This window comes from Methylobacterium sp. Leaf361 (assembly GCF_001424445.1).
Lineage (GTDB): Bacteria > Pseudomonadota > Alphaproteobacteria > Rhizobiales > Beijerinckiaceae > Methylobacterium.
This window is the reverse complement of record NZ_LMPY01000046.1, coordinates 1-17,109: the sequence shown is the minus strand read 5'-3', so window position 1 is coordinate 17,109 and position 17,109 is coordinate 1. Positions and strand designations below refer to the sequence as shown.

Sequence of the window (17,109 nt, the reverse complement as noted above, 5' to 3'; positions counted from 1 at the left end):
GGATGCCCGCCCCGAGCGTCTCGCGACCCTCGGCGTCGAGGGCGGCGATGATCTCGGACCCTACTGAGAGTTCTATTACCGATGAAACCGGCTCACGGCTTTGCGATGGGTGCGTCCGCTTTCCCGCTTTGAGGTCTCGTTTATAGGTCGCCAGCGATATCCCGAGCACCCGAGCGACAGCGGCTTTCGAGAGGGTGCGTGCCTGCGATCCCGTCGCAGCTGCGCGCGCCCGGGCCTTCTCGGCCAACCGTGCCAGTTGGTATTTTTTGAACCTGCGGTTCGTCCAACCGGCCGGACGCATCGTCCTGATATCGAGGGCCTCGCGCTCCTCGAGCGTGACGTTCAATTCATTCCCGACCTCTTGGGCTGAGGGGAATGGTTCGAAGCGTTCGTATCGATCTCGGCCGCCACGGATGACCTCCGCAATCTCGCTCTCTGCGAGAGACGGCATCCATGTGCGCGCCCAACTGAGAATGAAGCTGTCATCCTGATCGATGAATGCGGACACCGCGATTGCGAGGTAGGTGGCGCCGTCGTCGGTATCGCAGGGACCGCCGCCATGCCGGTGCATGATCAGCTTCTTGAGATCCGCCAGGCGCCGCCGGCATTCGGGGCTTGCGCTCCACTTGGAATGGCGGGGTCGGAGGCGGAGATCGACGAAGGGCGCGGGCGGCGGTGCTGGCGGCCCGTCGACCAGGTCGTAAACCGGTTCCGGAGGCTTCTTCCGAGGCTTACTCACGCGGCGCCCTCGAATTCGAAGGCGAGCTGCCGATCGGCTCCGTCCTGATCTGCTCGCGCCGCCACCGCCTTCCGTGATCCGGTCGACCGTCCTGCTGCGAGCCGCCGTGATGCCTCCTGCCGATCGGAGACCATGATCCAGCACCTCCGGATCACCTCCCGGAGCTCCGCGACCTTGTGCGTGGCGTGGCCGAACATCCACAGCCCGACCGTGTTGACGTCGTCCAGGGTTGCCGCCCGGGCGATGGTGTTGGCCTTCGCGATCACGACGTCCGCGAGGCCGGCGGCGATCTCCGTTAGATCGTCGTCGCGTGTCTGATCCGGCCCGGGCTCCCGGCTCGATACCAAGCGCAGGTAGGTTGGACGCGGACGCATGGGCGGACTCCAGGCGATGGGGCAGGCGGAGCGTACCACCGCCCCGCGAAGATCGACGGCGGCGATCACGAGTTCACCCCCGCGAGCTCGCCCGACTCGCTGATCAGCGCGCGCAAGGCCGAGAGGTGCACCATCGCGCGGTCGTCGCTCGAGGTAGCTTCGATCTCGCGGCGCAGGCTTTCCGCCCGGTCGGCCCAGTCGGCCGCGCGCATCGCCCTGATCGCAACGGTAACAGGTCCGACTCCAGGGGCTGGCGGCTTGCCGAACAGACGGCGGATGGTACGGATCACGATAGCCATAGCGTCGGTCCTCGACGTTGCGGTGAGGCCGGCGGTGGAGGCTCCACCCTCCCCGTCGGCCGGTTGATTATGCACCAAAAGCGCATTACGACAAGCTGTGTCGAATGCGATTTTGGACTCGAAATGATCTCGCCAGCCCAATGCCGCGCCGCCAGGGCGCTCCTGCAATGGTCGCAGGATGACCTCGCCGCGAAGGCCGATATCGGAAAACGGACCATCACCCTTTTCGAACAGGGCGCCCGCGGGCGGCTTCAGGAGCGGGTCGAGGCTGCCCTTGAGCAGACATTCGACTCCGCGGGCATCGTGCTGATCGGCCAGGACGATGGCGGCGACGGCGCCCGCTTCCGCCGGCCCATGCCGCGCTTCGTTTCCCTGTTCCGCCGGGACAATGTCGATTACCGCGGCTGGGTCGTGTTCGCGTTCGATTACCGCGATGGCCGTCGCACGGGCTTCGTCCGGTATGACGCCCTCGGCATCGTCGAGGGGGATGGGCGTGATCCGGTGGCCGAATTCGATCGGCAACGCGATCGCATTCTGATGGTCGCCGCCATGAAGTGGGACGCCGGCGACGTCGATCCCGATCAGCGCGTTCTGATCAGCGCTGGTGATCTCGAGCGCTGATTTTTTGAACCGGCAATTCCTACGGCTCTCGAGGCGCGGCCGCGCCGCTCAGTGCCGGGTCGCAGTGAGATCGATCAGCAATTCCTCTGGCATGCGTCGGATCCCACCGACGCGCAGGATAAATTGCCAGTCCGCCGGTGCCTCCACTTTCTGAGCGCCGCACCGAGACACACCGATGGACCACTCGCCGTCGAGCTCGCGCACGTCGAGCCAAATTACCTCCCGCCGGCCGCTGCCCCAGTCCCACCGGCGCGCGACGTAGAAGCCAGTCTCCATCGGGTCGTCGGCCCGAACCGGGGTGAACCACGGGGCGACGGGCTCGCGCACCGCTCGGATCGCAGCTGTAACGGGGCCGCCCTGAGCAGGGATGCGGTCTGTGTTAGGGTGCTTCTTAGCCATCGTGTCGAGCCCTCGCATGGTGGTCAGGCCGAGCGGTGGAGCCTTCACCCTCCCCGTTCGGCCGATCATCAGGATCTAACCTGGTGCCGATGAGCATACGCGCAATGCAGAGACTGTAAAGTACCTTTCGGCGCCGTCTAATTGCTTGAATTGACCGAATTACCGAATTACCGATCTGATCAAATCGGTAATCACCGAAATTCGATAATTCGACGTGCCACCCTCGGTTGGACGGCTCCGCAATTGGCCGAGAAGGCTCAGATTGGAGCCGCGACGGCCAACCGGTGGCGTTGTCTTCCCGGACACAGGCGAGGTGAAAGAGAGCGCCCCTGGAGTCCGCCTGCGCAATTCCTGAACGCCTGATATTGACCGGGCCCGAATGGCGCCCGTCTGGTGATCCAAGGTCGAATCGTCGACCCATACCGTCAGCATTCCGCATGAAAGAAACCATCATGCGGCCTTCTGGCGGACATCAGTGCGAGAGGTAGCAGCATGCCGAAGCTGATCGGCCTCGCCTCGACGAAGGGCGGGGTCGGCAAAACGTCGATCGCGCTCAACCTCGCGGCGGTCCTGGCGCGGGATGGTGCCCGCGTGGTGGTGCTGGACGCGGATCCGGCCGGCCATGCTGTAGCCGTCGGCGAGCTCGGCGCGCTGCCTTTCCCGATCCGCGCGCATCTCCTTGAGGAGGTCGAGGCCCAAGCGGTCGCTGCCTGGACGCGGGCTGTGCGGGGCGTGGAGGCCGACTTCGTTCTGATCGATGCGCCTGGTGCTCTCGGCGCGGCCTTCGGCGCGGTGGTTGCGATCGTCGACCTAGCCCTGATCCCGGTAGGTGCCTCGATGCTCGACATCCGCGGGGCGGCCGAGACGGTCGGTATTGTCCGACGGCACCGCAAGGCCGGCGGCCGTGGTCGGCCCGATATCCTGGTGGTGCCCTCGCGCGTCGACAGGCGGACCGGATCGGGTCGGGATGTGGTTGGGACGCTCGCCGGGCTGACCGAACCCGTAGCACCCCCGATCGCGCTTCGGGCCATCGTGGCGGACGCGCTGTCTGCCGGCGAGCCGGTACCGCCCGAGTCTCAGTCCGGTCAGGAATTCATTGCCCTCGCCGCCGCCGTGCGTGCACGCCTGGAGAGCCTATGATGGCCAGCAAGCCCCGCAACCGCGCCGGCATGGATGCCGAGGCCGTCGCTCGCATGATGGCGGAGCAGGATCGGGCGGAGCAGGAAGCCGTCGTAGAAGGTCCTGCGCCAGCCACACCGGTGACCGAGGCCGCGCCGGCTCCGCCCGCCGTGCCGCCGGCCGCCGAACCACCATCGCCGCCAGCCTGGGACCCGGGGAAAATCGACGGCCGCACACTCCGACGGACTGGACGCGAGCCGTTCGCCACCCGGATCAAGCCTGAGACTCACGCGGCGCTTCGCCGGATCGCCTATCAGAAGCGGATTACGATGGCGGAGGCCCTCGAAATGGCCGTTGCCGCCTTCGATAAGGGCTAGAAATTCAGACGCATGATAGGCGCAAGATGGCGCCTTGAAGGATGCGAGATGGAAGCTTCAACTTGGATCGCGCTGGTAGCGCTGGCGTTCACAGGCACCCAAGCCTGGATCGCTCACCGGAAGCTCAGGTTCGACCTATTCGCCAAGCGGTTCGAGACCTGGAACGCATACAACGACGCTCTGAACGGGCGGCGGGATGAGATCCGGGAGGGCGCTCGCGCTGGCGACGTAACGAGCCGGGATACGTGCCAGAAAGAGATGTGGCGGCAAAAGCGGTTGATGCTCGCACTATTCCCGCCTGAGGTGCACAGGGCCCTTGAGTCGGTAGATTTGTGCCTCATCGTATTCATGAGCAATATTATCGATCCCACAATACGTGACGTAGGTACGCCAGAAGCGGGACAGCGAGCTGTTGCTCGATATCAAGCCTTTCAAGCTGCTGATCAGGAGCTATCGACTGCGCAGATGATGGTGTTGAGCCTCGTGCACCGCTACATCAGGCAGTACGGCTGGTGGGAACAGCACGCCACACCGAGGATGCGATCGGCTGGCGCCTGGTCCGAGTCGACGTGGCGAAGGGTACGAACCTGGACCGCACAGCTGCGGAGCAAGCAGCCCGACTGATGCATGATAGCCGCAAGATGGTATCATGATAGGCGCTGTTGCGCTCGAATATCGGACCTGGCGTTGACTTGGCCATGCCGCGCAGTCGAGATGGTTCATTCCGGCACGGCCCGCCCCGCGAGTCGAGCCGGCATCAGGAGAGATCACCGCCGCGCGATAGACCCTGAAACGCCAACAGCCCCGACCCGGCAAGGTCGAGGCTGCTGAAATTCCTGAGGCCTTGTGAGGCCCGCGTTCCTGCTCCTCACAAGCCATGAGACCCCCCGGGGTGTCAAGCCAGACCGGCAAGTCTGGCAACGGGAAAGGTGTGTCCGGATCCTGCCCGCGGCCCGCATAGGGCTGAGGACGATGGTTGCCGAGGAAATCCGGCGGGCGGCTCAGGCCGCACCGCTCGCGAGGCTGTGCGAGGTCTCGGCCGCGCTCTGGAAGGCGTTCGGCGCCGGCGGCGTCACCGAGGCCGAGGCGGAGGAGCTGTCGACGCTGATCGAGGCGCGGCGCGCGGTACCGCTCTCCAATTCAGGAGAAGGGCGGCAAAGCGGACCGCCTAGTCGGCCCCCCGTTCGCCGGCCTCAGCGTCCGCCGGTCCGCTCCGTCGCGATCGAGCGCCGCCGCCGGCTCGCCGCGTCCGGACCGATGCCGCCGGCCCTGGCCGCCCGGTTCACCACCGCGGAGCTGGCCGCGCTGAAAATTATCAGCGACGACGTGCGGGCCTCAGGCGCGTGCGTCCTGCCGATCGACGCCATCGCCGCGCGGGCTGGGATCAGCCGGACGTCGGCGCAGAATGCCATCCGGCAGGCCTGCCGCCTCGGGATGCTCGAGCGTCAGGAGCGGCGCCGCGCCTATGATCGGAGCCTGCCGAGCATCCTGCGAGTGGTCGACCGCGAATGGTCCGCGTGGCTCCGGCGTGGGCCGCAGGGGGTGGGCTCAAAGGTTCGAGCCCGACCGGTACCAGAGATTCAAAAGGGGGGATTTGAGCGTGCAGACCCGTCGAAGGGCTGCCGGGGGGCAGAGGTCGACCCTCGCCGATCAGGCCGGCAGAGAATCCGCGCGGGTGGTGGCGCGGGCTGAGCCATGCCGTGGCATCATGCGGCCGGGCAATATGCCGAACGGGAGGAAGGTTTGACGGTCAGTGAGATTCAGGAGGCGTTGCGCCTCGCGGACAGCGCCCTGCGATCCGCACGCGAGGCCGAGAAGTATACGGCCGCGATCGTGGGCGGTGACCGGTCCGGGTACGCATCGCACGCCTACACGAAGGCGAAGCAGGCAGTGCAGGACCTGGAGAGGCTGAGGCGGCAATTGCAGGCTGTGCGCGCGGGGTGAATTGCACCGCGGTGCAACTCCCTACGATTCGCCCCGGGTCCGCTGATAGAGGAACGCGCCCACGACACCGACCACGGTCGTGCACGTGACGGCTGAGGCCTCGACCGGATAGCCGAGCCAGAATCCCAAGCCGGAAATACCGAGGGCGCCGAGGCCGAAGGTAATTGCCCCGACCTGCCCGAACCGTACGGTGCGCAGATTTCCGGTGAGGGCTTTTTCCTCAATCTTGCGGCGGTGTGCAGCTTCACGCTGCCATTCGTCGAAGATGCGTTCCGGGGCATCAGGGACGAGCTGCCGGAATTGCTCCAACGCTCCCGGCGGAGGCAACGGCCCCTGCCAGAAGTCCTGTCTCACGATTTCGGACTGAGGTGCCTGCGGGCGCTGATCCTGCCGCGCCGGCGGGTTATTCCTGTTCGGCCGCCGTGACACGCTCGCGCTCGCGTTCGATGACACGGCGCATGTCCGCCCCGATCCGCAAGCTATCCCCGCGGAGGGCATCGAGGTCCGATCGAGCGGGGGCGCGGGTCGCGACGGTCACCGTCGGCCAAATGGCTGCAAGGCTGCCGAGGCCGGCAATGAGGCTGCCGACACGCGAATTCCGCTTGGGTCCGGGAAAGGCGTACGCGCTCATGACACGCCACATGTACGCGCAACGCGTAAAGCGTCAATGGTTGAAAAACGCCGCGTTTTTTCAATGGGGGATTGTTCCGGTGGAACAACCTGGCCTCGCGCGAGGGGAGCGTACGGTCGCGTAACCCCCTTTATGGAACGCGATTCCGGCCCGTTTTCAAATGCTCGCGAATTGATTTTCGGAGGCCGCATTAATGGCCGAGTCGAACGTGCCGCAGGCCCGGTAATTCCGCCTCGCGAGCGCGCGAGTTTCATTTGAATTAGGATGGCGGTCCTGCCCGTCCGAATTCAGCCCGCAATTCCGAATGCCAGCGATCACGCCCGCCGTCGCCCAGCGACGACTCGACGCCCTGCGCGCGTGTGCGGCCAACCCACAGGGCCTCCGCGGCAACGCCTACCCGTCCGTCATGCCCGTGCTCGAGGCGGCCGGGCTGGTGACTAGGCGGACCTCAGGACCGAAGGGACGGCAGGCCTACTGGTTCCTCACGCCGGCGGGCCGTGAGGTGCTCGAGAAGGCGACTGGATGATGAGACCGCCATCGAGGCCTCGCTCCGCGACCTACCGGTACCGGAGTCGGTCTACACGCTGCAGTGAAGGTGCCGGCCGCGCCCCGTGAGTCGAGGCCGCCGGCTCTCGCCGTTGTTTCGGACACGCTGCGAGTGGTCCGCGCTGAGAGATGAAGAAGCAAGGCCCTCAGCTGCGCCGCCAACCGATCGCTCGAGGGGCGGAATTCGAATGCCGGCCACGCCTACCGACGCGCTCCGGCTGGCCATCACGCGGCCGGAGGTCGTGTGCCGGCGACAGCTGCCGCCAGGCTGCGGGACAGCTCGGCCGCTTCGTTCAGATCCGTCGCCAAGGCTGTGACGGATCCTGAGGCGAAGACGGAGCATGCCAGGGCGGACGCGCCATTGGCGAGGCGCTCCGCGAGCGCGTCGCGCAACACCACATCCTGGTAGTGGGCCAGCCACCGCTCGATGGTTGGCGCGTCAGCCCCGGAGAGGTGTTCCAGGGCGATCAGCGCACATATGCGGCCGTGGCGCGCGCCGGCCAGCCGGTGCCCCTCCAATTCCTCCGGGGTCACGATACAGCTCGCACGCGGCCGGCACCCTTGCGGCGCTGCTGCGCCTCCCATGCGCGCCGCTGCTGCCGTGACAGGCCGGGCGGAGGCTCCGGGGGGCCGGCCGGGGGCGGCACGTGGTCTGCCGAATGCGGCCAGAACGCATCACCCCGTGTCGCCTCGATGCGTCGCCCGACCTCATCCGGGAAGGCGATCCCCTTGGACACATGCACGCCGGTCCGGTCCACCACCGTGTTGACCACGAAGCCGCCGACGAAGCACACCGGGTCACCACCGGTCATGATGGGTTCCCGGAGCTCGCGTTGCGCGACGACGATGCGCGCACCGGTACCGGTCAGGACGGGCTGAGTCTCAAGGTCCATATCCGGATCGAGGCCGGCCGCGGCCATGGCTTCCAGGGTCGGCTGCGGGCGGAGATAGCCGGACTCGATCTCGAACACCTCGAATGCGCGCTCCAACCGCGTGTCGTTGTCCGCCTCAATCCCGCGCGCGGTCGCCTCTGCGGCATCGTCCCGGGAGGATACGAAGATGCCCCGGGTCCGGTCCCGGCTCTTGCTCCAGCCGATCGCGATTACCTCGACGTGGCCCTGTTCCGCCCATTCGGCGAGGTGCTCGGCGTTGCGCTCCGTCCAGGCCTTCAGGAATTCCGCAGCGCCATTGGCGAAGGCGTCGAAGTCGGGGAACTGCAACCCCGCCTCGGTGGCCAGGACGGAATTGGCCAGCCCGGGCCCGCGGGTCGCGATCGCGCCCGGCCAGTGTCCCACCGCGACCGATTTCGGGGCGATGTTCCGGAGTACGCCCTCGGCGTCGTACCAAGCCGCGTCGGTGATCAGGTAGGCACGTTCACGCTGCAATAGGACGTTGATCGCGGTCACGGGGTGACTCCTGGCTGTCGGGCTTGGGGGCTTCGTCTGCCGGCTGGCGCTTGCCGAAGGTGCGGCCGAGACCGACGGCGGGGCCCACCGCGGCCATGATCGGGTTGCCGGACGCGAGGCCGGTCAGGATGCCGGCGCCGGCACCCATGAGGGGCGACTGGCTGGCGTAGCCGATCGACGCGCCCGCAGCGGCTGTGGTCAGGCCCTGGCCGAGCTGTGACGACATGATCCCGCCGCCGGCCTTCTGCGGCTTCAGCGCCTCGCTGAGGGCCTTCCCGATCCCCGTCTCCGCGCCGATGCCGAGGGACTCGGTGATCTTGTCGACGTCGAACAGCTTGGACAGGCCGCCACCGCCGCCGAGCAACCCGCCGAGCTGTCCCTTCTCCGTCGCAGCCGTCCCGAGGATCCCGGCCAGGGGACCGTCGCCGGTGAGCACCGCCTTCAGCGCGTTGGATCCGAGGCTCTTGGCCAGGGAGCTGAAGGCCTCGGACATCTTCTGGCCGCCGATCAGGACCCCCTCCACGAAGGTCTCGAACTCGCTGGCGAGCTCCTTCTGGCCGTCCCGCATGCGCTGCTGCGCCTCGACGGCCTTGTCGTAGGAGACACTCAGCCGGGCATTCGCCTCCGCGCCGGCAATTACGCTCGCCGCGAGGCTGCTGCTGAGGCCGATCCCTTGCCGGGTGAGGTCCTGCTCCGTCCGCTGCCGCGCGATCGCGACCGCCTGCGCCTCGGCGCCCTGGCCGATGAGGCCGATCCGCGTCCGGATGCCGTCGGCCTCAAGCCCCTGGTCGCGGAGCATCAGGCGCAGCTGCTGGTCCGACTGTTCGCGCACCATCTGCGCGGCGTGCTCGGCGTCGGCCTGTGCCTGCTGCACGGTGATCAGCTGCCCGCGCTGGCGGGCCTCGGCCTGCATCTGCGCGGCACGGGCCTTTTCCTCGACGGTGACGGCCCGGGTGCTGGCGATGTCGATCCGCCGCTGTTCCGCGGCCCGGTCGCCGGCGGTGAGGCGCTCACCGTCGGCCTTGCTGGTGGTGGTGACCACGTGCTCGAGGATGGATCCCGCCTCGGCGAGGTCCTTCACGTTGTCGACCCGCTTCATCAGCTCCGGGTTGCCGGACTTCAGCGCCTCATCCGCGGCGATCTGGAGATCCTTGTATTTCCGCCAGGAGTCGGACCCGAGGCCGGCCTCTTCGGTCAGCTTCTTCAGCTCCCCGGATTTGCGGTTGAGGCTGGCCTCGAGCTCCTTGCGCTCTGCCACCTCGAGCTCGGCCCGCTTCGTCGCGGCGAGCTTGTTCATGTACTTTTCGAGTTCGGACTGAGCCGCCTGCAATTCCGTCGGGCGCGAGGGCGGGAGCGGCGTCGCGGTGGTGCTGGAGACCGTGGGCGAGGTCGGCGGCACGTACGGGCGCCGCGTGCCGCCCGGCTGGACGATATTCTCGGCCTCGGCCGCCTTCAGCGACTCCACGCGGTCCTGCAGCTCCTTCAGCCGGTCCGCCGGCGACGGGCCCTTGGTGAGGCGATCGATGAACCGCCCCATCGCGTTGTCGGCGTCGCTGACGGCGCTCTTGATCGCGTCCCATGCCTTGGCGACGGCACCCTGAGCCGTCTCGGCCTTGGCCAGGGCCGCCGGGAGGCGCTCCACGGCCATCCGGATCGCGTCCTGCTCCTGGCCGGCTCGAAATAGGCTCTGGATCACTCGGAGCGTGCGCGCGTCCAGGAACTGGAGCTGATCGTTGAGGCGGGTGATGCCCTCCGCGGTACCGAAGGCGGTGAGCTTCTCTTTCACCTCATCCAGGCTGACGCCGAACGTCGCCGCCAGGTCCTTGGACACGCCGATCAGCCGGGCGATGTTGTCGGGCCCGATCCGGCCGGTTGCGGCCAGCGTTGTGCCGAGGTCGGAAGCCTGCCTCACCGTCACGTTGCCGGCGGCCGCGGCGGAGGTGGCGAGCTTCTCGAAGGCGTCTCGGGTCAGGCCGGTCTCTCGGCCGAGGCCCTGCAACGTGACCCCGACCTTCCGGCTGTCGTCGTCGTACCGGCTCCAGGCCATGTAGCCGAGCACCACCGCGCCCGCGAGGGCGCCCACGCCGACCGTCGCCGGCGTCAGGAACCGCCCGATCGCGCCCGCCACGCCGCGCACCGCTCCTGAAACGCCCGTCTCGCCGAGGATCTGCGCGATCTGGCCACCCTGCTGCGCCACCACCTGGAAGGCCGGCGCGCCACTGGCCAGGGACGTGAACACGTCGTTGAGCTGGTACCCGAGGTTCTGCAGCTGATGGCTGGCGATGCCGGTCGACTTGGCGTGGTTCTCGTTCGCGGCCGCCGCCCGGGTGGCCGCCGCCGCGGCGCCGCCGAACCGCTGCTCCGCCAGGGCGATCAGCTCGTTCTGGCGGGTGACGCTGATGATGCCCTGGGCCCGGGCGCGCTCAAGGTCGCGGAGCGCCGCCTCCATCTGCTTTGTGGCCCGGTATTCCGAGTCCAGCTGTCGCTGAAGCCGATCCGCAGCGGCGGCGGCGCTGATCCGGTACTTCGTGACCCGCTCGCCGGCGGCCACCACCTGGTCGTCGGTACCGGCAAGGGCCTCATTCGAATTGGCCAGCTTGTCGACGGCGGTACCGAGCCGCTCCGTCGCCGCGATCGTGGGCTGCACGCCCTCCGTCGAGGCGACGATCTGAACTTCGGTGATCAGGTCGAGGTCGTTCACGTGTCACCTCCGGCGGGCGCGGGTCGGGACGCGCTGGAAACGAGATGCCGGCCACGCCCCGGGAATTTGGCGAGGCCGCCGGCACTCGGTGTTTTAGGCCACCCCCGAGTGGGCCCGCCGGGGGCGTAACGCCCGGCTACTCCGCCGCCCCTCGCCGGGACGACGGGATCTCTAGGCCCGCCGCGGGTGCGATGCCGCGGCGTGGCTCGATCAGACCCGCTTGCCCGGCGGGCGGCCGCGTCGGCGCAAAGCTGTCGGCTCGGCGCGCGGAGCCAGAGGCGCCGGATCCACCTCGACGGCTGGCGCGGCGGGCTCCGGGTCAGCCGGTGCCGCCGCCGGTTGCGCGGGACCCACGATCCTCGCGAACCCCTGTGCCTCAAGCTCCAGGCCATGCGAGCGCTTCACCAGGTACGGTGCGCTGTGCTCGCTCTTGTGCTCGGAGCCTTCGAGGTACGTCGTTGTCGCTTGGACCAAGACCGCTTCTGCATCAGTCATCGGCTGCATCCTCTGCCTTCACTGCAGATCAGGCGGAGACGGTGAGAACGCCCTTCACGAAAGCGCCAGGCCGCGGCACCGCGAAAGCAAGACGCTTCTCCCCGCGAACCGTGCAAAGATTCAGCTCGAAGTCCTTATCGTTCTCCGACGAGAGCAGGATTTCCGCATCCATCCGGTCGAAGATCTGCGCGCCGCGCCGGAATGCGCCGATCAGGAAGTTGTTGACCGGCATCAGCGTGGTCACGACAACCGGAATTGACCACAGAAGTCGGGAATTTTCCGGACCGAAGGGGCCTGCCGAGAGGTACCGACCTGTCGTATCCTTCGTGTTGATCATCTGAAACCAGTCGATGGGGTTCAGTACGATCCCATCCGCCTCATACAGCAGCGCTGAGAGCTGAGCCTCCGCCGCGATGATCCGATCCAGCGCCGTCTCCTGATTAACGGGATAGGGGCGCACGAAGGCGGAGGCCTGGGGCAGGATCCCTGCCAGGTTCTGGCCCACGCCGTTGCCGGCCAGCATCTGCGCGTCTTCGGTGTCGGCGAGGCCGTACCGCATCTCCGCGTCGATGATCGACATCAGCGCCGGGGCATCGTCCACGGCCTGGCGGCTCACCTTCATGAGGTGCGCCAGAGTCCGGACGGGCGCCTGCACGGTTTCCCAGGTGCTGTCCGAGTAAGGCTTCTGAGCGCCTTCGGCGACCATGGCGGCGTTGATGGTCCGGCCCGTCTGGCGGGCGTACGTCACGAGGTTCGACGTGGTCACCCCCGGGGCGACCAGAGCGCGGATCGTCGGCACCCGGCGCGGCAGCATCACGGGATCGTTGACCCGGTTGTCCGCGGCGATGAGCGCGCCACCGCTGCCAACCGCGCTCGTGATCGCCTTGACCTCTAGGCCGCTCGACGGAACCGTGAGCTTGACGCGGCCCTGCTGGCTCGGGCTGCTGGCGAGGGCCTTGAAGCCGTCGCTTTCGATCAGCGTTGCGCCCCAAGACTTCACCTCGAGGGGGCCGGTCGCGCCGCCGCGCCCGCGCCCGACGGCCTTCTGCTCGGCCTCGGTGATGCGGGCATCGAAGCCGTCGAGGCGTTCCTTCACCTCGCTGAGGGCGGTCTCCGTGGCGCCGATGCGCTCGCCGGCCCGGGTGATCAGGCCCTTCGTCTCGGTATGGTTGGCCTGCAGGCGCTCCAGCACCTGGCCGCCGAGGTCGTTGGGGGCGTCGAAGGCGACGCGGACGCCGCCGATGTTGCAGGCGAGGAAGCCCGCGAAGCCGCTGCCGGCGATGATGAGCGCAGTGCGATGGGTCACGAGAATAGGCCTTTCAGTTCCGTCAGGTTGCGGTCGAGGGCTTTGGTGAGGGCGACCGCCGCCGCGGTGCGCCTCCCGTCGTCGGGTTCAGGATCCGGCTGCCCGGTGAGGGCGGGCCAGCCCGCGGCGGCGATCTTCTTGGCCGCGCCACGGGCGAGCCCGGTTTCTCGGAGAAGGTCTTCGAGCTCGGCGCGGGAGCCGAGGGACTTCACGCCCGTGATCCGGGCGCCGGGGTGCATGGGGGTCGAGACCGCCGACACCTCGTGCAGATCCAGGCGGGTCAGGGACCGGCCGCCGCTGACCGTCTTTGCTCCGCCAGGGGCCACGCCGAAGCCGATGGACAGACCTGTGACGTCGCCGGCCCGGATGTGCGCGTACGCTTTGGCGCCGGCCTCGGTGTCTCGGTTGAGCTTGCCCCGCACGCGGAGCCCGCGCGGATCCTCGCCCATCGCCGTCCAGCGGCCGATAGGCTCGGCCTGGCGGTGGGCCCAGAGCATCGCGGGGGCGCTGCCGGCGGCGTGATGTGCGGCGAGGCTGTCGGCGAAGGCGCCCGGGGCGATGGAGTCACCTCCGAAGTCGCCGGACCGGCCGTTGCCGCCACCCCAGATCGCTCCGTAGCCCTCGATTTCACCACCGTCGGCGGCGGCATCGAGTAGCTTCAGCTCGACGGGTGGCCCGGTCATGAAACCGGCCGTCCAGGCAGCATCGGGGGAGATGAGGTCCATCGTCGATCACCTTCGTGAGCAAGTACCGGGACACCGGGCGAGCCCTGCAGAGGGCAGCCGTGTGGTGCTGTCTGGCCTTGCCGCCCGGTCCAGCCGGTGCGCCGAAGGTGCCGTCGTCGAGGTCGCCCCGCGTACGCGGTGACAGCCGATCGATCGATGACGTCCGTTACGTAGGCGAGGCCATCGGGGCCGTCAATGGGAATTGGCGGCCCAATTGATCGCGTCGATCAATTCGAGGCCTTGCCCCGCTTGGCGACGCCCTCGGGGGAGCCGTCGACAAGGCCCTGGCCGATCAGGATGAGCTTCGCCCCAGTCCGGTACTCCCCCTCCGCCTGGATCGAGATGCCGCCGATCGCCATCAGGGCGGTGTCGAAGGCCGCCTGCGGGCTCATCCCGTTGTCGAGGATGGCGGTCTGCATCGCGGCCATGATCGCGCCGCCGAGGATCTCGGCCTTGTCCGTATCAGCCATGGGTCTTGCTCCTTGGGTGGTGAAGGCGGGCAGTGACGTCGGCCGGCAGCTCGACGCGGTGGAAGGCGGCAAGGCGGCTGAGGCGGGCGAGCTCCCGCTCGCGGCGCGCGACCTTGCGGGCGGCCTCGGCCTCGATCGCCTGCAGCTCGCCGAGGCGGCGAAGCGCATGCTGGCGGAGGGCGGGGGCGCGGTCGCCCGGCGGCATGTTGAGGACCTGGCGGGGCGTCACGGGCAGGATCCATCGGCCGGCAGGGGTTCGGCGCGCTCAACGGCGCCGTCGGGGTCTAGGAGCGAGCCGTAGCGCCGGGGATCCACCCACGTCACAGAGTCGAGGCCGGCGACGCTCGCCCGGAGGCGGTCGAGGTCGACCAGAGGCCGGATCGCGCGGTTCTCGGCCGCCAGTTCCCAGAAGGCCTCCACGCGAGCGGCAGCCAGAAGGCGCGCCTCCGGGGGATGCCGGGCGTCGCCGGCGTACTCGACCAGGTCGCCGGGGGAGGTCATCCCGAACACATGGTCGATCGCCGGACGGACCACGCCCTCGATGCGCTCGGCCGGCTGATCCGCGAACAGACTGACCCCGCGGTGGTTGCCGGCGACCGGGAGGGGCCGATCCTCCGTCACTGCACCCGCCCCCGGCCCGCCGCCATCAGCGCAAGGGCCCGCTCGGTGACCAGGTCGACCGGGATCGCGGCCTCCTCATCCTCGACCGGGGCCGCCACCAGCGCGGCGAGCCGGGCTTCATTGAGGAGAAGGACCCGACAGGCCGACACGCGGGCCGCGGCCGAGGCGGCGGGATCGATCGCGATAGCCGCGAGGATCCTTCGCGGGTCGACCAACGCCGGATCGACGCCAGCCGCTTCGGCGCGGCGCCGCATGGCCTCGGCCTTCGTCGGCCGGCCGCCGCGAGCGGTACCCGTCCGGGCCTGAAGTTTCTCGGGGGTTTTTGAACCGGGCTTTCGGGCCATCACGGGCGCCTCGAATTGGCGATTACGCTGGGGAAACCGGGCCAAAACCCGGGCAATGGATCGGGCCGGGCCCGGAGATATCGACCATCAAAAACGCGCGCGGGGTTTCCACCCGTGGGGCCTAGTGTGGTCCCTGCCCAAGACCTCCAGACTTTTGGGGCGTACCCTCCCCTTCAGCATGTGAGGGATCACTCGGCCGTCCCGTGGGCTAGAGCCGACGCCACAGCGGCGCGGGCGAAGGCGTCGGGCGCGGTGTGGCGGCCATGGGCGGGGCTGCTCAGCCGGGCCTCTGCGATGACCTCCGCTGCCTCTCGCTGCCACGCTCTGATGGCGCGCTGATACGCGATGGCAGGGGCGTCGCTTTCAGCCTCGACCGCCAGGATCGGCACGCGCTGGATCAGTCCGATCAGCACGGCGGTCGGATCATCGCGCATCATGCCGCCACCTGATCGAGGCTGCGTTCGGCGGCGATTTCGTCGACGATGGTGCTGATGTCGGCATCGGTCATTCCGATATCCGTCGCCCGGGCCAGGATGTTTAGCGGCGTCGGCCGGACGTTGGCGGCCTTCAGATCGGCCAGGACCTGCCACAAGGGCGAGGGGTACGCGGTGGTGACCTCGGGTTCAGTGCTCATGACGGGCTCGCAGGCACGCAACTCTGCGCGGAAGATACCACGTCAATTGTTCAGAACGCTACTTGCTCCGATGGTCGCGTTTCAGGGCCTCGCATGCAGTGCCGGAGCCTGATCGCGATATTCTAGACCTATAACGAATTAGGGATGGTGGCGCGTTCCTCTATAGTTTGACGCAAGCTAATCCCGATCGGTGGCGATCCTATAGCAGCAAGATCATATGGCTGTGGGAACCGTGGATCAGGCGCCTGGGCGGGGCTGAGGCCTACTAGCCGCGCGTCGTCCTGATCGCCGAGACCAGGCCGGCGAGGCGAGCTTGGAGCTGCAGGCCGTGGACCCGATGCTCTCGGGCCCTTGTCCGCAGGTGATCGGCGACCGGTAATCCGTCGAACTGTTCGACGGTCCGCATCAGATCGGCGGCGTTCGCCTCTTCGACCTCGATAGCCCGGCCGACCTGATCGATGATCGCCTGGAGCTCGTGATCGTTCATCGCGCGATCCGGGTTCAATTCGCGCAATGGGCCAATTCCAATTGGCCCCGTCGCTCGATACCAGCGCGCCTATCGATCGCCGGTTCAATTACTGATCGGGATCGCGCCCGCGTGCGGTGATCAATTCGCGCTGGACGGCTATGGCGCTTCTCGGCTCCATCAGAGCCACATCCGGGCCCGCTTCTCTTTTTCTTTTTGCAGGACGTTTCGGGCACCGTCGCGATGCCCGGGACGGAGATCATCAAGCCGCGGCGAGCCAAGCCTTCACCAGAGCGACCTTGTCGGCGCCGAGGCCGAATTCACGGCGCGCCGCGTTGCTCCACGTGCCGCGCTCTATCCCGATCGACCGCGCCACCTCCGACCGGTTCGCCAAGCCGAGCGAGGCCGCCTTCGCTTCGATGGCAGCGATCACCTCATCCGGCATCCGCCCCGACGTCCAACCGGCGATCACCCGATCAGCCGTCGCCCGTGCGGCCGCGGGGTTGATCGGCTCCGCATGGTCAATCCCCGACAGGAGGTCGCCAGGGATCTCGAACTCGCCGCCCGGCAGCGCCACCGCGACGGTGCGACTGGCCGCGGCGAGCGTTGCCTTAGCACCGGGGCGAATGCCCGCCAGCGCTGCGGCCTTGTCTGACGCAGGCGAGTCTCGCTGGACCCGCGCTGGGTGGATTTGATCAACCTCGGCGCGACGTTTCCGAGTGGTCTGTCTGCAGGCGCCCGCGAGGGCCTGGGCAGGTCCGTGAGCCGGTTTGATCTCGGACCCTACTGAGAGTTCTATTACCGATGAAACCGGCTCACGGCTTTGCGATGGGTGCGTCCGCTTTCCCGCTTTGAGGTCTCGTTTATAGGTCGCCAGCGATATCCCGAGCAC

At 67.9% G+C, this 17,109-nt stretch carries 24 protein-coding genes and 1 pseudogene; 6 read left to right on the top strand and 19 right to left on the bottom strand.

Annotated features, from left to right (window positions below):
- The 3 genes and pseudogenes from ASG32_RS34165 to ASG32_RS34160 form a co-directional block, all read right to left on the bottom strand.
- Positions 1 to 739: pseudogene (locus tag ASG32_RS34165) on the bottom strand (hypothetical protein); the annotation flags it as partial.
- Positions 736 to 1,182: a hypothetical protein gene (locus ASG32_RS26245; RefSeq protein WP_157862067.1), complete on the bottom strand. Its 447-nt coding sequence runs from the start codon at positions 1,180 to 1,182 to the stop codon at positions 736 to 738. The gene ASG32_RS26245 and the pseudogene ASG32_RS34165, both read right to left, overlap by 4 nt.
- Positions 1,179 to 1,412, bottom strand: coding sequence for a hypothetical protein (locus tag ASG32_RS34160; RefSeq protein WP_157862066.1), 234 nt, complete (start codon positions 1,410 to 1,412; stop codon positions 1,179 to 1,181). The genes ASG32_RS26245 and ASG32_RS34160 overlap by 4 nt, the downstream gene beginning before the upstream one ends.
- A gap of 123 nt (positions 1,413 to 1,535) precedes the next feature.
- Between ASG32_RS34160 and ASG32_RS34610 the strand changes: the two genes are divergently transcribed.
- Positions 1,536 to 2,033 (top strand): hypothetical protein, encoded by a 498-nt coding sequence (locus tag ASG32_RS34610; protein ID WP_199866162.1) that lies wholly within the window; start codon positions 1,536 to 1,538, stop codon positions 2,031 to 2,033.
- A gap of 48 nt (positions 2,034 to 2,081) precedes the next feature.
- Here the strand turns inward: ASG32_RS34610 and ASG32_RS26235 are convergent, their stop codons facing one another.
- Positions 2,082 to 2,360: a hypothetical protein gene (locus tag ASG32_RS26235; RefSeq protein ID WP_056532153.1), complete on the bottom strand. Its 279-nt coding sequence runs from the start codon at positions 2,358 to 2,360 to the stop codon at positions 2,082 to 2,084.
- 564 nt (positions 2,361 to 2,924) lie between these two features.
- Between ASG32_RS26235 and ASG32_RS26230 the strand changes: the two genes are divergently transcribed.
- The 5 genes from ASG32_RS26230 (at position 2,925) to ASG32_RS26210 (ending at position 5,872) form a co-directional block, all read left to right on the top strand.
- A complete protein-coding gene (locus tag ASG32_RS26230; protein WP_056532151.1) occupies positions 2,925 to 3,572 on the top strand; it encodes a ParA family protein in 648 nt (215 codons plus the stop codon).
- Positions 3,569 to 3,928 carry a hypothetical protein gene (locus ASG32_RS26225; RefSeq protein WP_244492208.1) on the top strand — a complete coding sequence of 120 codons (360 nt, stop codon included), beginning with the start codon at positions 3,569 to 3,571 and terminating at the stop codon, positions 3,926 to 3,928. Before ASG32_RS26230 ends, ASG32_RS26225 begins: the two co-directional genes overlap by 4 nt.
- A 48-nt stretch (positions 3,929 to 3,976) precedes the next feature.
- Positions 3,977 to 4,552 (top strand): hypothetical protein, encoded by a 576-nt coding sequence (locus ASG32_RS26220; protein WP_056532149.1) that lies wholly within the window; start codon positions 3,977 to 3,979, stop codon positions 4,550 to 4,552.
- 348 nt (positions 4,553 to 4,900) lie between these two features.
- Positions 4,901 to 5,620 (top strand): hypothetical protein, encoded by a 720-nt coding sequence (locus ASG32_RS34155; protein ID WP_157862065.1) that lies wholly within the window; start codon positions 4,901 to 4,903, stop codon positions 5,618 to 5,620.
- Positions 5,621 to 5,623: 3 nt separating this feature from the next.
- On the top strand, positions 5,624 to 5,872 hold the full coding sequence (locus ASG32_RS26210; protein WP_157862064.1) for a hypothetical protein: 249 nt from the start codon (positions 5,624 to 5,626) through the stop codon (positions 5,870 to 5,872).
- A gap of 21 nt (positions 5,873 to 5,893) precedes the next feature.
- Here the strand turns inward: ASG32_RS26210 and ASG32_RS26205 are convergent, their stop codons facing one another.
- From ASG32_RS26205 to ASG32_RS34740, 15 genes are all read right to left on the bottom strand, one after another.
- On the bottom strand, positions 5,894 to 6,226 hold the full coding sequence (locus tag ASG32_RS26205; protein WP_056532143.1) for a DUF2335 domain-containing protein: 333 nt from the start codon (positions 6,224 to 6,226) through the stop codon (positions 5,894 to 5,896).
- Positions 6,227 to 6,275: 49 nt separating this feature from the next.
- Positions 6,276 to 6,503, bottom strand: coding sequence for a hypothetical protein (locus ASG32_RS34745; RefSeq protein ID WP_056532141.1), 228 nt, complete (start codon positions 6,501 to 6,503; stop codon positions 6,276 to 6,278).
- A gap of 771 nt (positions 6,504 to 7,274) precedes the next feature.
- Positions 7,275 to 7,583 carry a hypothetical protein gene (locus ASG32_RS26195; protein WP_056532138.1) on the bottom strand — a complete coding sequence of 103 codons (309 nt, stop codon included), beginning with the start codon at positions 7,581 to 7,583 and terminating at the stop codon, positions 7,275 to 7,277.
- Positions 7,580 to 8,455: a hypothetical protein gene (locus ASG32_RS26190; protein WP_157862062.1), complete on the bottom strand. Its 876-nt coding sequence runs from the start codon at positions 8,453 to 8,455 to the stop codon at positions 7,580 to 7,582. The genes ASG32_RS26195 and ASG32_RS26190 overlap by 4 nt, the downstream gene beginning before the upstream one ends.
- A complete protein-coding gene (locus tag ASG32_RS26185; protein WP_056532134.1) occupies positions 8,424 to 11,156 on the bottom strand; it encodes a phage tail length tape measure family protein in 2,733 nt (910 codons plus the stop codon). The genes ASG32_RS26190 and ASG32_RS26185 overlap by 32 nt, the downstream gene beginning before the upstream one ends.
- A gap of 523 nt (positions 11,157 to 11,679) precedes the next feature.
- On the bottom strand, positions 11,680 to 12,957 hold the full coding sequence (locus tag ASG32_RS26180) for a phage major capsid protein (protein ID WP_056532132.1): 1,278 nt from the start codon (positions 12,955 to 12,957) through the stop codon (positions 11,680 to 11,682).
- The gene (locus ASG32_RS26175) at positions 12,954 to 13,682 is read right to left on the bottom strand and encodes an HK97 family phage prohead protease (RefSeq protein ID WP_056532130.1); all 729 of its coding nucleotides are present in this window, start codon (positions 13,680 to 13,682) and stop codon (positions 12,954 to 12,956) included. Before ASG32_RS26175 ends, ASG32_RS26180 begins: the two co-directional genes overlap by 4 nt.
- A 227-nt stretch (positions 13,683 to 13,909) precedes the next feature.
- Positions 13,910 to 14,152, bottom strand: coding sequence for a hypothetical protein (locus ASG32_RS26170; RefSeq protein WP_056532128.1), 243 nt, complete (start codon positions 14,150 to 14,152; stop codon positions 13,910 to 13,912).
- A complete protein-coding gene (locus tag ASG32_RS26165; RefSeq protein WP_056532126.1) occupies positions 14,145 to 14,381 on the bottom strand; it encodes a hypothetical protein in 237 nt (78 codons plus the stop codon). Before ASG32_RS26165 ends, ASG32_RS26170 begins: the two co-directional genes overlap by 8 nt.
- Positions 14,378 to 14,773, bottom strand: coding sequence for a hypothetical protein (locus tag ASG32_RS26160; RefSeq protein ID WP_056532124.1), 396 nt, complete (start codon positions 14,771 to 14,773; stop codon positions 14,378 to 14,380). The genes ASG32_RS26165 and ASG32_RS26160 overlap by 4 nt, the downstream gene beginning before the upstream one ends.
- A complete protein-coding gene (locus ASG32_RS26155; RefSeq protein WP_157862061.1) occupies positions 14,770 to 15,117 on the bottom strand; it encodes a hypothetical protein in 348 nt (115 codons plus the stop codon). The genes ASG32_RS26160 and ASG32_RS26155 overlap by 4 nt, the downstream gene beginning before the upstream one ends.
- Positions 15,118 to 15,305: 188 nt before the next feature.
- The gene (locus ASG32_RS26150) at positions 15,306 to 15,554 is read right to left on the bottom strand and encodes a hypothetical protein (protein ID WP_056532120.1); all 249 of its coding nucleotides are present in this window, start codon (positions 15,552 to 15,554) and stop codon (positions 15,306 to 15,308) included.
- Positions 15,551 to 15,751, bottom strand: a complete 201-nt coding sequence (locus ASG32_RS26145) for a hypothetical protein (RefSeq protein ID WP_056532118.1) — start codon at positions 15,749 to 15,751, stop codon at positions 15,551 to 15,553. Before ASG32_RS26145 ends, ASG32_RS26150 begins: the two co-directional genes overlap by 4 nt.
- A 265-nt stretch (positions 15,752 to 16,016) precedes the next feature.
- Positions 16,017 to 16,265 carry a hypothetical protein gene (locus tag ASG32_RS26140; protein WP_199866161.1) on the bottom strand — a complete coding sequence of 83 codons (249 nt, stop codon included), beginning with the start codon at positions 16,263 to 16,265 and terminating at the stop codon, positions 16,017 to 16,019.
- Positions 16,266 to 16,479: 214 nt separating this feature from the next.
- Positions 16,480 to 17,109: hypothetical protein (locus ASG32_RS34740; RefSeq protein WP_206780040.1), on the bottom strand; the 630-nt coding region annotated here is incomplete at its 5' end.